Here is a 13,312-nt window from a genome sequence, read left to right on the forward strand (position 1 = left end):
AATAGAAAGCTCTTCGGCGCCGCGCGCCAAAAGCTTAGTGGGCTTCGCTCCAGTTCCGGCCGAAGTTCAGGTCGACCTTGAGCGGCACGGCAAGCGGCAGCGCCCCCTCCATCTCCGTGCGCACCAGTTCCTCCATCAGTTCCCGCTCGCTCTCGGGCACCTCGAAGACCAGTTCGTCGTGCACCTGCATGATCAGGCGGCTTTGCACCTGCTCTTCCTGCATGCGGCGCGATACCCGGATCATGGCGGCCTTGATGATGTCCGCCGCAGAACCCTGGATCGGGTAGTTGGTGGCGTTGCGCTGGGCGAAGGCGCGCACGTTGCCGTTTTTGCTGGCGATCTCCGGGATCTGCAGCCTCCGGCCCAGGATCGTCGTGACGAAGCCGCAGGTCTCGGCCTCGGCGATGCAGCTATCGAGAAAGCTCCGCGCCCCCGCGTGCCGCTCGAAGTAACTGTCGATGAATGCCTTCGCCTGCTTGGGGGGCACCCCCAGCTCCTTGGCGAGGGAGAAGGCCCCCTGGCCGTAGATGACGCCGAAGTTGATCACCTTGGCCTGGCGCCTCATCTCGGAGGTCACCAGTTCCGGGAACATGCCGAACACCTCGGCCGCGGTGCGGCTGTGGATGTCCTCGCCGGCCGCGAAGGCGTCGCAGAGCACCCGGTCGCCGGAGAGGTGCGCAAGCACCCTGAGCTCGATCTGGGAGTAGTCCGCGGAAAGAATCAGGCTCCCCGGCTCGGCAATGAAGGCGCGCCGGATGCCGCGTCCCTCCTCGCCGCGCACCGGTATGTTCTGCAGGTTCGGGTCAGATGAGGAGAGCCTGCCTGTGTTGGTAACCGCCTGGTTGTAGGAGGTGTGCACCCGCCCTGTCCTCGGATCGATGAGCCTCGGGAGCGCGTCGGTGTAGGTCGACTTGAGCTTCGAGATGCTGCGGTACTGCAGCAGAAGCCGCGCCACCTCGTGCTCCTCGGCAAGCCGCTCCAGCTCCTCCACGTTGGTGGACCAGGCAGTCTTACCCTTGGTCTTCTTCCCCGAGGCGAGCCCCATCCGCCCGAAGAGCATCTCGCCTAGCTGTTTCGGGGAGTTGATGTTGAAGGGGCCGCCGCAGTGCGCGTGGATCTTCGCCTCAAGCTCGATCAGCTGCTGGCCGAAGCCCGCAGAGAGCTCCTTCAAAAGCTCCACGTCGAGCTTCACCCCTTGCAGCTCCATGTCGGCCAGGATAACCATAAGCGGCATCTCGACCTCGAAGAGGAGCTTCTCCATACCCTGCTCGCGCACCTTGGGAAGCAGGATCTCGTGCAAAAGGAAGGTCGCGTCGGCGTCCTCGCAGGAGTAGGGGCCGGCCCGGTCCAGGTCGACCTCCGAGAAGTTCAGCTCGCACTTGCCGCTTCCCACCACCTCGGAGTAAGAGATCATGCGGTGGTCCAGGTACTCGAGGGCCAGTGCGTCCAGCCCCTGGCTGTTGCGCGACGGGTTCACCAAGTAGGCGGCGAGCATGGTGTCGCACCAGATGCCGGAAAGCTCGGTGCCGGAGAGCTTCAGCACCTGGTAGTCGTACTTCAGGTTCTGGCCGATCTTCTTGCGGTTCGGGTCGGCTAAAAGCGGCCCCAGAAGCTGCAGCACCAGCTCCTCGGAGAGCTGTTCGGGCGCGCCCAAGTAGCGGTGCCCGACCGGGATGTAGTACGCCTCGTGCCCGTGGCAGCTCACCGCGTAACCGACGATGCGCGCCTCGTAAGGGTTGAGGCTCGTGGTCTCGAGATCGATGGCGAAGGCGGGGGCCTTTTCGAGCTTCTCCACCAGCGCGCGCAGCTCGGCCTCGGTGAGGACGACGGAATAGCGCTCGCAGGAGAGCGTAGGCGAACTGGTCAGATCCTTCAAAAGGGTGGCGAAGCCGTACTCCCTGAAGAGCGCGGCAAGGCGCCGGTTGTCTGGCGGGGTCACCGCGAAGTCGTCGATGTCGTACTCGATGGGGACATCGCAGTCGATGGTCGCCAGGGTCCGGCAAAGACGTGCCTGGTCCGCGAACTCGACGAGCCGTTCGCCGGTCTTCCCCTTCACCTCACCCGCGCGCTCTAAGAGCTCGTCCAGCGTACGGTATTCCTGCAGGAGCTTCTTCGCGGTCACCTCGCCCACACCCGGGACACCGGGGATGTTGTCCGAGGTATCCCCCCAAAGCGCAAGCACGTCCACCACCCGCGCCGGCTCCACACCGAACTTCTCTATGACGTCGGGGATGCCGAAGCTCTTCTCCTTCATGGTGTCCAGAAGGGTCACGTGCTCGGTGACGATCTGCATCAGGTCCTTGTCGCCGGTGACCACCACGCAGTCGAGCCCGGCGCTCTCCGCCTTTTTCGCGATGGTCCCGATGATGTCGTCGGCCTCCCATCCCGGAAGCTCCAGGGCCGGGATGTTGAAGGCGCGCACCATCTGCTTGATCGGCGCGATCTGCTGGGCCAGGTCCTCGGGCATGGCGCTTCGGGTCGCCTTGTAGGCAGGGAAGAGCTCGTTTCTGAAGGTGTGCTTGCCGGCGTCGAAAATAACCGCCACGTGGGCCGGGGCCCGGTCCTTCATCACCTTCAGAAGCATCTGCGTGAAGCCGTAAAGCGCGTTGGTGGGGAAACCGTTGGGCGAGCTCAGGTGGCGTATGGCGAAGTAGGCGCGGTAGATATAGGATGAACCGTCCAGAAGGTACAGGGTCTCTCTTTCAGCGGCCACCTAGTTCTCCTCTTTGGTGAAGACGACGAAGGCCATGGAGGGGCGCTTGCTCGCGTCCCGCATGGCGAACTGCATGGCGTCGAATTTCCACCCCTTGCGGGTCCATTCGTTGAGCGCCTCCTCGATGGTGTCCTCCGAAACGTGGCTTATCTCGACGACCTTGTACTGCAGCATAAATACTCCTCATGATTGGCATTTCCGGGCCATATTATCCGATAAACCCCTGTGCTTCAAGGCGAAATGTTCTGTTGCAAAAAAGGGTCAAACTGTTATGATTCTCAAAAAACTAAAAGGGGGTGCAACAAGTTCAGGCAGTTAGGTTTTCGATGTCAACCAACCAGGCAAAAGGGGAGCCAGCATGGCAAGAAACGACGAAGAGACCATCGACCAATTGGCGCAACAGATGGAAGTTAACCTGGCAGTCGACTACGAGAAAAAGGACTTGAAGGCACAAAGAGAGCAGGTGAAACAGCACCTGTATGACGGCTCCAAGAAACTGAAACACACCGTACCCAAGGGAAAGCGGATTTAAAAGGAGAAGGAAACTACGGGGAGGGGGCTTGAGAGAACGGCTCCCTCCCCTTAAATTTGTGATTTAGATTTAGCGAATGCGCCGTGCGGCGCATCATCCGGAGGAAAGAGATGGCGATCGTCAGGTACAACCCGCTGAGCGAACTGAGAAGCATGCAGGACAAGATGAACCGGCTGCTGAACCTGGCCTGGACGCGCGAGGTGGGTGAGGAGATCCGGGAGGGCGTCTGGCAGCCCCCCGCCGACGTCTACGAGAGCAACGCCGCGGTCACCATCAAGGTGGAGCTCCCCGATGTGGAGCTTGACGACATCGACATCAGGGCCGAAGAGCAGAACCTGACCATCAAGGGTGAGAGAAAGCACGGTGAGGAGATCCACAAGGAGAACTTCCACCGCATCGAGCGCTACTTCGGCCCCTTCCAGAGAAGCTTCGCCATTCCCGCCGACTTCGACCTCGCGCATCTGAGTGCGAGCTGCGACAGCGGCGTTCTCACCATCACCATCCCCAAAACCATCACCGTAGAGCTCGCCTAGCTCACCCCTCGTTCATGCTGCCGGTGCGGTACCCCTGCAGGTCGAGTGAGACGTATGTGAACCCGGCTTGCCGGAAGAAGTCCACCGTGCGCCGGCGCAACGCCTGCTCGAGCATACGCGGCAATTCGTCCTCGGAGAGCTCGATGCGCGCGCTCTCCAGGTGGAAGCGCACCCGGTACACGCGGAAGCCCTCCTCCTTCAGAAACTCCTCGCAGCGCTCAACCTGGTTCAGCCGCTCGCCGGTAATCTCGGTCCCGTACGGGAAACGGCTCGCCAGGCAGGCGTAGGCCTGCTTGTCCCAGGTGGGAAGGCCGAGCCCCCGGGAGAGTTCCCGGATGTCGGATTTGGAGAGCTCCGCCTCGAGCAGCGGTGAGCGCACCTTGAGCTCGCAGGCGGCGACCCGCCCCGGGCGGTAATCCCCCAGGTCGTCGGTGTTGCTGCCGTCTGCGACGCAGGAGAAGCCTTTCTCGCGCGCCTTGTCACTGCAGATGCGGAAGAGCTCACTCTTGCAGTGGTAGCAGCGGTCCTTCGGGTTATGGCTGAATCCCGGTATTTCCAGTTCGTTGGATTCCACGAGGATCTGCGTCGCGCCGATGGCGGCGGCCAGACGCTTCGCCTCGTTAAGCTCCGATTCCGGATAGGTGGGGGAAGTTGCGGTGACGGCAAGGACGCGCCCGGTTCCGAGCGTGTCGCAGGCCGCCTTGAGCAGAAAGGTGGAGTCGACCCCGCCCGAGAAGGCGACGAGGACCGAACCCATTTCGCGCAGGATCTCCTGCAGCTTTAGGTATTTTTCCTGGGGAGTGCCCATCTTTCCTCTTGATAGCACCGTCAGACGGGACGTCCCCACTGCAGTCACAGCAGGTGCGCCGCGGCTGCAGTCGCATTACTTGTCGTTGCCTACGTCAGATGAAGTACATGAAGCGGTGGTCCTGCTCCCGCTTGATGCCGATCGCCTCGCCCCTGTCGCACAGGGTCTTCAGCGTCACCGACTCAAAGAACTCGTTCAGCCTGGAGTTCGACTCCTCCCAGACCGTCTGGGTCACACAGCTTCCGTCGAAGCCGCACTCCCCCTTCCTACGCCCCGCGCAGTCCACGATCAGGGTATCCCCCTCGGTCGCCTCGATGACGGCGCGCACCGTGATCTCTTCCGGGCTCTTGGCGAGGCAGTACCCACCCTGCGGCCCGCGCTTGCTCTTTAAGATGCCGTGCTTCTTGAGCCCCTGGAAGATCTGCTCGAGGTAACGCGGCGAGATGTCCTGCCGGCGCGAGATGTCCTGGATCTGGGCGGGCTGACTCCCAGCGTTGTATGCGATGTCGAAAAGAGCCCTCAAGCCGTAACGGCTTTTGGTTGAAAGTCTCATGGCTGTATCTCCCACTGATTGGTGTTAGGCGAAGATACAATACCACATTTTTCGTGTCAACAATATAAACAATCGCATGTCTGAATTTACCCCCTCAAATACGCGGCATATCACCAGTAACGCTGCGGAGGCTCAACCCTTTCTACGAGCACGATGAAACCGTCAATGATCTGGAACACGTCTCCGTAGACGTTGGTCCACTTGTCCCCCTCCTCGAGCGGCGTCGGAACCTCCCTGCTCCCAAGGAACACCTCGGCGTCGTCGATGTAGGCGTACCACTCCAGGCTGCCGTTCATCCAAATCTTGTTCTTGATTTCCATTAGACCTCCGTCCCGATTTTTCTCATGATCTTACTGAAAAGTATACGGGGCGGTCAAGCACCACCCGTTTTCGCTTGTTGCCGGGGGCGCTTTTTGCTATTTAGAGAGGACATTTTCCCTTGGGGGTTTTCACTATGAAATTCACGAAGATGCAGGGCGCCGGCAACGATTACGTCTACGTCGACTGCTTTAAAGAAAAGGTGCAGGATCCCGCCGCTGCTGCCATCAAGGTTTCCAACCGCAACTTCGGCATTGGCTCCGATGGCCTCATCCTCATCATGCCGAGCGAGGTGGCCGACGTCAGGATGCGCATGTTCAATTCCGACGGTTCCGAGAGTGAGATGTGCGGCAACGGCATCCGCTGCGTCGCCAAGTACGCCTACGACCACGGCATCGTTTCGAAAAAAGAGATCACCGCAGAGACCGGCGCCGGCATCCTCACCCTCCAGCTCTTCACCGACAGCGGCAACAAGGTTGAGAAGGTGCGGGTCAACATGGGGCCGCCGCGCCTGACCAGGAAGGAGATCCCGATGCTCGGGAACCCGGACGAGAAGGTGGTAAGCCAGCCGCTCAACGTGCTGCATTCCACCTTCAACATCACCTGCGCCTCGATGGGGAACCCGCACTGCGTCATCTTCGTGGACGACGTCGGCAACTTCCCCGTCGAGAAGTACGGCCCGATCATCGAGAACCACGAGCTCTTCCCGCGCCGGACCAACGTGGAATTCGTTCAGGTTCTTTCCCGAACCGAGATCCGCCAGCGGACCTGGGAGCGCGGCGCCGGCGAAACACTCGCCTGCGGCACCGGCTCCAGCGCCGTGACCGCGGCCTGCGTTCTGAACGGGCTCACCGAGAAGAAGATCCTGAACCACCTGCTGGGGGGCGACCTCGAGATGGAGTGGAGCGAGGACGGCAACATCTACATGACCGGCCCCGCCGTCGAGGTGTTCAGCGGCGAGATCGAGTTAGGCAATTGACAGTTGGCAATGGACAATTGACAATTACCGGCAACACACATTAACGATGACACGACAATGGCAGAGCGGGGATCGCAACACGATTCCCGTTGTCAATTGTCAATCATCGATTGTCAATTGAAAGAGGATTCTTATGAACTGCCCCATCTGCACAAAATGGGAGGACGACGAGGAACAGCGAGTCGTCGAACTGGAACACACGCTGGTTTCCCTGAACCGCGACCAGTTCTTTCCCGGCTACTGCTTCGTCTACACGAAGACGCACGTAACCGAGCTCTTTCACCTGGAGGAGTCGGTCCGAAACGGGGTGATGGCGGAGGTGTGCGCCGTCGCCGAGGCGCTTTACAACGCGTTCAACCCGGACAAGATTAACTACGAACTGCTCGGCAACATGGCACCCCACATGCACTGGCACATCGTGCCGCGCCGCTCGGGGGATCCCCTCTGGCCCCGCCCGCATTGGAGCGAGCCGCACCAGGAGCTGATCCTCAAAGGCGAGGAGTACCTGGAGCGGGCGGCGCTGATCCGGACCCACCTGGAGAAACTCGAAGCAAGGGGGGAGCGGTAATGGATCTTCTGGGCGCCCACGTCTCCATTTCGGGAGGCATCCATAACGCCGTCGATCGCGGCGTGGCTGCGGGATGCGGCTTCATACAGGTCTTCACCCAGAATGCGAACCAGTGGCGCGGCAAGGCGATCTCGGACGCCGACGCCAAGCTATTCAGGGACAAGCTCGCCGCCAGCGGCATCGCCGGTGCGATGAGCCACGACATCTACCTGATCAATCTGGCGGCCGCCCCGGGCGACGTGAAGGACAAAAGCCTCCTCGCCTTCCGGGAGGAGTTGCAGCGCTGCGCGAAGCTCGGCATCGACAAAATCGTCATGCACCCCGGCTCTCATAACGGCGACGGCGAAGAGACCGGCCTGCGACGCGTCTGCGAGGCGTTTGACAAGCTCTTTGCCGAAGTTCCGGAGTTCACCGGCAAGGTGCTCCTGGAAAACACCGCCGGTCAGGGGAGCAACCTGGGCTATCAGTTCCAGCACCTGAAGGCCATCATCGAAGGCTCCTCGCACCCAACCCGCTTCGGCGTCTGCTTCGACACCTGCCACGCCTTTGCCTCGGGCTACCCCATCGCCGAGCGAGACGGCTACCGCAAGACTTTCGACGAATTCGACGCCCTTTTGGGGATCGAGCGGCTCATGGCGTTCCACCTGAACGACTCGAGGAAGGGGCTCGGGTGCAAGGTGGACCGCCACGAGCACATCGGCGCCGGAGCCCTGGGGCTCGAGGCGTTTCGCCTCATCATGAACGACCCGCACTTCGCCCTGGTCCCGAAGGTGATCGAGACACCCAAGGGGGACGACGACGAGATGGATGCGGTGAACCTGAAACTGCTGCGGAGCCTGGTCGAAAGCTGATCGGCCCTGCAAAGGGGGTTAGCATGTGCGAGAAGGTGGAGATCTTCCAGGGTGACATCACGAAACTCGCGGTGGACGCCATCGTGAACGCGGCAAACAGCTCGCTTCTGGGCGGCGGGGGCGTCGACGGCGCCATCCACCGGGCCGCCGGACCGGAACTTTTGGCCGAGTGCCGCACCATCGGCGGGTGCCCGACCGGCGAGGCACGCATCACGGCTGGGTACCGCCTCCCGGCGCGCCACGTGATCCACACTGTTGGGCCGGTCTGGCAGGGGGGCAACCACGGTGAGCCCGCCTTTCTGCGCTCCTGCTACCGCAACTGCTACCGTCTCGCCCGCGAAAACGGGCTGACAACGATAGCCTTCCCCGCCATCAGCACCGGGGTCTACGGCTATCCCATGCGTCCGGCCTGCCGCATCGCGCTGGAGGAGGCGAAGTCGGCGCTCGAAAGCTCTCCCGAGCTCGCACGTATCGTCTTCGTCGCCTTCTCACCGGAGGCGGCCGAGATCTACCGGGAAACGATGGAGGAGGTTTTTTAGTGAAGGCTGTGATCCAGAGGGTGAAAACGGCGAGCGTGCGGGTGGACGGCAAGGTGGTGGGCGAGATCGGCCACGGCATCCTGGTGCTCCTCGGCGTCGAGATCGGCGACGGCTGCAAACAGGCGGACTGGCTGGCCGAGAAGATCGTGAACCTCAGGATCTTCACCGACGAACAGGGGAAGATGAACCTAGCCCTGGCAGACGTGAAGGGGGAGATGCTGGCGGTCTCGCAGTTCACCCTGGCCGGAAACTGCTCCAAGGGGAGGCGTCCCTCGTTCGACACCGCGGCCGACCCGGCCGAGGCAAACCGCCTCTACAGCTATTTCATGGGAAAAGTCTGGGAGCTCGGCGTCCCGGTTCAAAGCGGGATCTTCCAGGCGGATATGGAGGTGTCGCTTGTGAACGACGGCCCCGTCACCTTTATCCTGGAGACCCCGCGCACCCGGTAATCACATCAACGGACGCACCTCATCCACCTTGAAGTACGCCACCCGGCTCACCTGCGCGCTTGCCTGCGGGCTCGCCACCAGCGCGGTCCGTTCCTTTATCTCGTTCAGCAGTTCCCCTTCCCCCTTTTCCTCGGTCATGGTCAGCGTAAGCCTCCAGCCGCTGTAACCCCTGGAAGGCGCGAGATAGAGGTAGCTCGCGTGCGGGTTCTGCCTCAGGTTCTCGATGCTGCGCCCCTCGCTGAACCCCCAGGCCAGGGTCTCCTCGTCCACCACGTGCGGCAGGGCAAAGACGGCTAGATTGACCAGGCCGTTCGCGTCGGCAGTTCCGATAATGCCGCGCCCACCCTCCGGAAACAGTTCCGCAAGTTTCATGAGTTCCGCCCCCTTTTCCCTTTAAGCTGATGAATCACTATGATAATCTAACAGGCCCGAAGGGTTTGTCCATCGCCCACATGAGAGCCGCCGCACCGCCAATGAGGAAGACCAAGTGGAGCTGAAGACCATACTGGAAGCGCTGTACCAAAACCGATCGCAGGAGCACCTAGCCAACGATCCATTATCCTTCTGCCACCGCTTTCATGAGCCGCAGGACCAGGAGGTCGCCGGACTGATCGCCTCCTCGTTCGCCTACGGAAACGTGAAGATCATCAAGAAGAACCTCGCGGTGATCTTCGACGCCATGGGCCCCTCGCCGCGCCGCTTCGTGGAACGCTTCGATCCGGCCGAGGGGCTGCGCCTTTTCTCCGGCTTCAAGCACCGCTTCAACGACGGTCGCGACCTAAGCGCCCTGCTCCTTGCCTGCCGCATCATGATCGAGGAGGCGGGTTCCGTGGAGAAGTGGCTCCTGCGCTTCCACGACCCGGCAAGCGAAGACATCACCGGAACCCTTTCCGGCTTCAGCGAGGCCGTAAAAGCGCTCGACCTCGCTCCGGTCTTCGGCCCCGGCGGCGTCCCGAAAGACGCCTACTTCCCCTTTTTCTTCCCCTCCCCCGCCTCGGGGAGCGCCTGCAAACGCCTCTGCATGTACCTCAGATGGATGGTGCGCCCGGCGGACGGCATCGACCTCGGCATCTGGAAGGGGATCTCACCTACGCAGCTCGTCATCCCGGTGGACGCCCACATCCAGCGCATCTGCCGCTTCCTGGGCTTCACCGACAGGAAGCAAGGGGACTGGCGCATGGCCTGCGAGATCACGCGCGCCCTGCGCGAGCTCGACCCGCAGGACCCGGTGAAGTACGACTTCTCCATCTGCCACCTTGGGATTTCCGAGGGGTGCGACGGCAAGGATCGTCTCAAGTGCGCCGCCTGTCCCATCGTGGATTTCTGCTCCGCGGGAACGGAGTGATGCCGCAGTTTCCGGCCTACCTGCACGGCTTCGCCTTCGCGCGCCAAGTGGGCGAGATCCGCGCTGCCACACCGGCCGAAGTGGGACCGGCCTTCGAGGCGCTGGAGCGCCAGGTGGCGGCGGGTCTCCACGCCGCCGGCTTTGTCTGCTACGAGGCGGCCTCGGGCCTCAACGAAGCGCTCCCCGCCGGCTCCCCCCACGCCATGCCGCTTTTGTGGTTCGGGCTCTACGAGGAGCGCCGCGCCGAACCGTTCCCACGGCACGACACCCCTTTTTGCTGCACCGACTGGCATCCCTCACTCGGAGAGGAGCAGTACCGAAGCGCGGTTGAAACGATCCGGGAGCTGATCGCAGCGGGTGAGACCTACCAGGTCAACTTCACCCTGCGCCAGCGCTTCGCCTTCGACGGTTGCCCACGCTCCTTCTTCAGCGAACTCTGCCGCAGCCAGCCCACACCCTACAACTGCTACCTAGAGTGCGACCGATGGCGCATCCTCTCCGCCTCCCCCGAACTTTTCTTCTCCCTCACGGGCGAAAGGCTCGTCACCCGTCCGATGAAGGGTACTGCGCCGCGCGGGCGCTGGTGGGAAGAGGACGTCGCACGGAGAGAACAGTTGCGCCAGACCCCGAAGGAAGCGGCGGAAAACCTGATGATCGTCGACCTTTTACGCAATGACATGGGGATGGTGTCGCGGACCGGATCGGTCCGGGTGACCTCGCTCTTCGACGTGGAGAGCCACCCGACGGTGCACCAGATGACCTCCACGATCGAGTCGCGCCTCAACGAAGGGGTGACGCCGCGGCAACTGTTCGAGACTCTCTTCCCCTGCGGCTCGGTGACCGGAGCGCCCAAACGCAGGAGCATGGAGATCATCGACCGGCTGGAGGGTGACCCGCGCGGGCTATACACCGGTAGTCTCGGTTACTTCTCCCCCGGCGGGGAGGCAAAGTTCAGTGTCGCCATCAGGACCGCCGTCATCGACAGCGAGGCTGGGTGCGGCGAGATCGGCATCGGCAGCGGAATCACCTGGGATGCCACCCCCGAGGCGGAGTACCGCGAATGCCTGGAGAAGGGGCGTTTCGCCCGGGAGAAGAGGCCCGAGTTCCACCTGATCGAGTCAGTTCTGCACGAGGAAGGAAGCTATTTCCTGCTGGAGCGGCATATGGAGCGCCTCACCCGTTCCGCAGGCTACTTCTCCTTCCCGTTCGACGCGGCCGCTGCGCAGCGGACCTTGGCAGAGGCGGCCACCGCCCTGGACTGCGCGCGACGCTACAAGGTGCGTTTTCTACTCTTTCCCGACGGCACCACGAGCTGCGATGCGACGGAAATCCCTGAGCCAACCAATGAAATGAAGGCCGCCTTCGCCCAACAGCGCGTCGACTCGAGCGATCCCTTTCTCTACCACAAGACTAGCCGCCGGGAGCTGTACCAGCAGGAGCTTTCCAGGCGAATCGGGGTGCAAGAGGTGATCTTTCTCAACGAACGGGACGAGATCACCGAAGGGACCTACAGCAACGTTGTCGCGCGGATCGACGGCCACCACTACACCCCTTCGCTGTCGTGCGGGCTTCTCCCGGGGACCCTGCGCGAGGAGTTGCTCGCGCGCGGTGAGATCGTGGAGAAGGTCCTGAAGCGGGAGGACCTCGAGCGGGCCGAGGCGCTTTATTTGGTAAACTCGGTGCGCAAGTGGCGCAAGGCGACGCTGGTTCTCGATTGATCCTCGCCCTCCCTTGACGGCCTGCGCCCGTAGCGCGTCTGCCCGGGAAAGGGGATCTTGCCCTCCAATCTCCCCCTCCCGCAAGGGAAGGGGGCAACTGCAGCAGTTTTCACGGAACTTGGTATCCATCAACACAAGGAGGCAACACTATGGAAACGTACGGTTTTCTGGGGCTAGGCATCATGGGAAGCGCCATGGCCAAAAACCTCATCAAGGCGGGCTTCAAGGTGAAGATCTGGAACCGTTCTCCGGCCAAGTGCGAAGAACTAGCCGCGCTGGGCGCCGAGGTCGCGGCAACACCGGCCGAGGTCGCGTCCTCCTGCGCCATCACCATCGCCATGCTGGCCGACCCGGCTGCGGTGCGCGAGGTCTGCTTCGGACCGCAGGGGGTGCTGGAAGGGGTCGGCGCCGGGCGCAGCTACGTCGACATGTCAACCGTTGACGCCGGCACCACGAAGGAGATCGCCGCGGCGGTGACCGCCAGAGGAGGCAGGTTTCTGGAGGCGCCCGTTTCCGGGAGCAAGAAACAGGCAGAGGACGGTACGCTGATCATCCTGTCCGCCGGCGACCGCGGCCTTTTCGATGAGACCGTTCCGCTCTTTGAGACGATGGGCAAAAAAAGCCTCTTTCTCGGCGAAGTGGGACGCGGCGCGGAGATGAAGCTCATCGTCAACATGGTCATGGGGGGGATGATGACCATATTCTGCGAGGGGATGGCGCTCGCCGAGAAGGCGGGGCTCGACAGCGCCGACCTCCTCGACGTGCTCGATTCGGGTGCCATGGCGAACCCGATGTTCAAGCTGAAGGGTGGACAGATGACCGGCGGCAACTTCGCCCCGGCTTTCCCACTCAAACACATGCAAAAGGACATGCGGCTTGCCGTCGCCTTGGGCGACGCGCTCGGGCAGCCGCTCTTCACCGCGGCAGCAGCCAATGAGAACTTCAAACGGGCCAAGGCAGCGGGTTTTGCGGATGAGGACTTCTGCGCCGTCTACAAGGCCATCAAGTCGTGAAGAAGTTTCTCTCGACTGCAGCGGTGACGCTCCTTACCAGTGCGTTTCTCGACCCCTTGATCCAGTCCGGCTTGGACAAGCCGGTACCTTGGCTCAGGGACTTCGGTATGGCGCTTGCGGGCGCGGCATGCTTCTACATCCTGGTGAAATACCGTCACGACCTGTAACCGCGCTCGTGAACCTGGAGCTCAGTTTGCCGTTGACAAATAGCGGCGGCTCCCTTATCCTGCACCCCAAAATTGAATAGAAAGACCTGCTTATCTAGAGTGGTGGAGGGAAAGGCCCTGCGAAGCCACAGCAACCGGCCCAATCGGGCGACAGGTGCTAAATCCTGCCGAAAGGCGAAGATGAGAAAGGCGCTTTTGAGCTATTGTCACACCCGAAAAGCCCCTT

Annotated in this window: 17 protein-coding genes and 1 riboswitch; of the genes, 11 read left to right on the plus strand and 6 right to left on the minus strand. The window is 62.0% G+C overall.

Annotation, left to right across the window (positions count from 1 at the left end; all coding sequences use genetic code 11):
• Positions 1-34: 34 nt before the first annotated feature.
• Both polA and E8L22_RS03355 read right to left on the minus strand, forming a co-directional pair.
• Complete coding sequence (polA, locus tag E8L22_RS03350) at positions 35-2,713, minus strand: DNA polymerase I (protein WP_136523836.1); 2,679 nt, start codon at positions 2,711-2,713, stop codon at positions 35-37.
• Entirely contained in the window at positions 2,714-2,887 is a 174-nt protein-coding gene (locus E8L22_RS03355; protein WP_129128131.1) for a DUF4177 domain-containing protein, read from the minus strand.
• A 184-nt stretch (positions 2,888-3,071) separates the two neighbouring features.
• On the opposite strand from E8L22_RS03355, the gene E8L22_RS21460 reads away from it, so the two are divergent.
• Entirely contained in the window at positions 3,072-3,245 is a 174-nt protein-coding gene (locus E8L22_RS21460; RefSeq protein WP_198419372.1) for a hypothetical protein, read from the plus strand.
• Between the two features lie 110 nt (positions 3,246-3,355).
• Positions 3,356-3,778 (plus strand): Hsp20/alpha crystallin family protein, encoded by a 423-nt coding sequence (locus E8L22_RS03360; protein WP_136523837.1) that lies wholly within the window; start codon positions 3,356-3,358, stop codon positions 3,776-3,778.
• 1 nt (position 3,779) lies between these two features.
• Here E8L22_RS03360 and larE read toward each other — a convergent pair whose 3' ends face one another.
• From larE to E8L22_RS03375, 3 genes are all read right to left on the minus strand, one after another.
• The gene (gene larE, locus E8L22_RS03365; protein ID WP_136523838.1) at positions 3,780-4,586 is read right to left on the minus strand and encodes an ATP-dependent sacrificial sulfur transferase LarE; all 807 of its coding nucleotides are present in this window, start codon (positions 4,584-4,586) and stop codon (positions 3,780-3,782) included.
• 94 nt (positions 4,587-4,680) lie between these two features.
• On the minus strand, positions 4,681-5,139 hold the full coding sequence (locus E8L22_RS03370; RefSeq protein ID WP_129128128.1) for an RrF2 family transcriptional regulator: 459 nt from the start codon (positions 5,137-5,139) through the stop codon (positions 4,681-4,683).
• A 110-nt stretch (positions 5,140-5,249) separates the two neighbouring features.
• Positions 5,250-5,459, minus strand: a complete 210-nt coding sequence (locus tag E8L22_RS03375; RefSeq protein WP_136523839.1) for a hypothetical protein — start codon at positions 5,457-5,459, stop codon at positions 5,250-5,252.
• Between the two features lie 134 nt (positions 5,460-5,593).
• On the opposite strand from E8L22_RS03375, the gene dapF reads away from it, so the two are divergent.
• From dapF to dtd, 5 genes are all read left to right on the plus strand, one after another.
• Complete coding sequence (gene dapF / locus E8L22_RS03380; RefSeq protein WP_136523840.1) at positions 5,594-6,436, plus strand: diaminopimelate epimerase; 843 nt, start codon at positions 5,594-5,596, stop codon at positions 6,434-6,436.
• Positions 6,437-6,569: 133 nt separating this feature from the next.
• A complete protein-coding gene (locus tag E8L22_RS03385; protein WP_136523841.1) occupies positions 6,570-7,004 on the plus strand; it encodes an HIT family protein in 435 nt (144 codons plus the stop codon).
• Positions 7,004-7,855 (plus strand): deoxyribonuclease IV, encoded by an 852-nt coding sequence (locus E8L22_RS03390; protein WP_136523842.1) that lies wholly within the window; start codon positions 7,004-7,006, stop codon positions 7,853-7,855. Before E8L22_RS03385 ends, E8L22_RS03390 begins: the two co-directional genes overlap by 1 nt.
• Positions 7,856-7,878: 23 nt before the next feature.
• The gene (locus tag E8L22_RS03395) at positions 7,879-8,394 is read left to right on the plus strand and encodes an O-acetyl-ADP-ribose deacetylase (RefSeq protein ID WP_136523843.1); all 516 of its coding nucleotides are present in this window, start codon (positions 7,879-7,881) and stop codon (positions 8,392-8,394) included.
• Positions 8,394-8,843 carry a D-aminoacyl-tRNA deacylase gene (gene dtd, locus E8L22_RS03400; RefSeq protein WP_136523844.1) on the plus strand — a complete coding sequence of 150 codons (450 nt, stop codon included), beginning with the start codon at positions 8,394-8,396 and terminating at the stop codon, positions 8,841-8,843. Before E8L22_RS03395 ends, dtd begins: the two co-directional genes overlap by 1 nt.
• On the opposite strand, the gene E8L22_RS03405 is transcribed toward dtd, so the two are convergent.
• The gene (locus E8L22_RS03405; protein ID WP_136515601.1) at positions 8,844-9,215 is read right to left on the minus strand and encodes a pyridoxamine 5'-phosphate oxidase family protein; all 372 of its coding nucleotides are present in this window, start codon (positions 9,213-9,215) and stop codon (positions 8,844-8,846) included. It lies immediately after the preceding gene.
• 115 nt (positions 9,216-9,330) lie between these two features.
• Here E8L22_RS03405 and E8L22_RS03410 point away from each other — a divergent pair, with 115 nt between their 5' ends.
• The 4 genes from E8L22_RS03410 (at position 9,331) to E8L22_RS21465 (ending at position 13,086) form a co-directional block, all read left to right on the plus strand.
• On the plus strand, positions 9,331-10,188 hold the full coding sequence (locus E8L22_RS03410) for a TIGR02757 family protein (protein ID WP_136523845.1): 858 nt from the start codon (positions 9,331-9,333) through the stop codon (positions 10,186-10,188).
• Positions 10,188-11,906, plus strand: coding sequence for an aminodeoxychorismate synthase component I (gene pabB, locus E8L22_RS03415; protein WP_136523846.1), 1,719 nt, complete (start codon positions 10,188-10,190; stop codon positions 11,904-11,906). Before E8L22_RS03410 ends, pabB begins: the two co-directional genes overlap by 1 nt.
• A 149-nt stretch (positions 11,907-12,055) precedes the next feature.
• Positions 12,056-12,919, plus strand: a complete 864-nt coding sequence (locus E8L22_RS03420) for an NAD(P)-dependent oxidoreductase (protein ID WP_136523847.1) — start codon at positions 12,056-12,058, stop codon at positions 12,917-12,919.
• Positions 12,916-13,086 carry a hypothetical protein gene (locus tag E8L22_RS21465; RefSeq protein WP_198420112.1) on the plus strand — a complete coding sequence of 57 codons (171 nt, stop codon included), beginning with the start codon at positions 12,916-12,918 and terminating at the stop codon, positions 13,084-13,086. Before E8L22_RS03420 ends, E8L22_RS21465 begins: the two co-directional genes overlap by 4 nt.
• 87 nt (positions 13,087-13,173) lie before the next feature.
• Positions 13,174-13,273: riboswitch (SAM riboswitch) on the plus strand.
• Positions 13,274-13,312 lie beyond the last annotated feature (39 nt).

This window comes from Geomonas ferrireducens (assembly GCF_004917065.1).
Lineage (GTDB): Bacteria > Desulfobacterota > Desulfuromonadia > Geobacterales > Geobacteraceae > Geomonas > Geomonas ferrireducens.

What these genes read in the sequence shown, in the direction of transcription:
- E8L22_RS03355 (WP_129128131.1), bottom strand. Translation starts at nt 2,887, where the DNA reads ATGCTGCAGTACAAGGTCGTCGAGATAAGCCACGTTTCGGAGGACACC.
- E8L22_RS21460 (WP_198419372.1), top strand. Translation starts at nt 3,072, where the DNA reads ATGGCAAGAAACGACGAAGAGACCATCGACCAATTGGCGCAACAGATG.
- E8L22_RS03360 (WP_136523837.1), top strand. Translation starts at nt 3,356, where the DNA reads ATGGCGATCGTCAGGTACAACCCGCTGAGCGAACTGAGAAGCATGCAG.
- larE (WP_136523838.1), bottom strand. Translation starts at nt 4,586, where the DNA reads ATGGGCACTCCCCAGGAAAAATACCTAAAGCTGCAGGAGATCCTGCGC.
- E8L22_RS03370 (WP_129128128.1), bottom strand. Translation starts at nt 5,139, where the DNA reads ATGAGACTTTCAACCAAAAGCCGTTACGGCTTGAGGGCTCTTTTCGAC.
- E8L22_RS03375 (WP_136523839.1), bottom strand. Translation starts at nt 5,459, where the DNA reads ATGGAAATCAAGAACAAGATTTGGATGAACGGCAGCCTGGAGTGGTAC.
- dapF (WP_136523840.1), top strand. Translation starts at nt 5,594, where the DNA reads ATGAAATTCACGAAGATGCAGGGCGCCGGCAACGATTACGTCTACGTC.
- E8L22_RS03385 (WP_136523841.1), top strand. Translation starts at nt 6,570, where the DNA reads ATGAACTGCCCCATCTGCACAAAATGGGAGGACGACGAGGAACAGCGA.
- E8L22_RS03390 (WP_136523842.1), top strand. Translation starts at nt 7,004, where the DNA reads ATGGATCTTCTGGGCGCCCACGTCTCCATTTCGGGAGGCATCCATAAC.
- E8L22_RS03395 (WP_136523843.1), top strand. Translation starts at nt 7,879, where the DNA reads ATGTGCGAGAAGGTGGAGATCTTCCAGGGTGACATCACGAAACTCGCG.
- E8L22_RS03405 (WP_136515601.1), bottom strand. Translation starts at nt 9,215, where the DNA reads ATGAAACTTGCGGAACTGTTTCCGGAGGGTGGGCGCGGCATTATCGGA.
- pabB (WP_136523846.1), top strand. Translation starts at nt 10,188, where the DNA reads ATGCCGCAGTTTCCGGCCTACCTGCACGGCTTCGCCTTCGCGCGCCAA.
- E8L22_RS03420 (WP_136523847.1), top strand. Translation starts at nt 12,056, where the DNA reads ATGGAAACGTACGGTTTTCTGGGGCTAGGCATCATGGGAAGCGCCATG.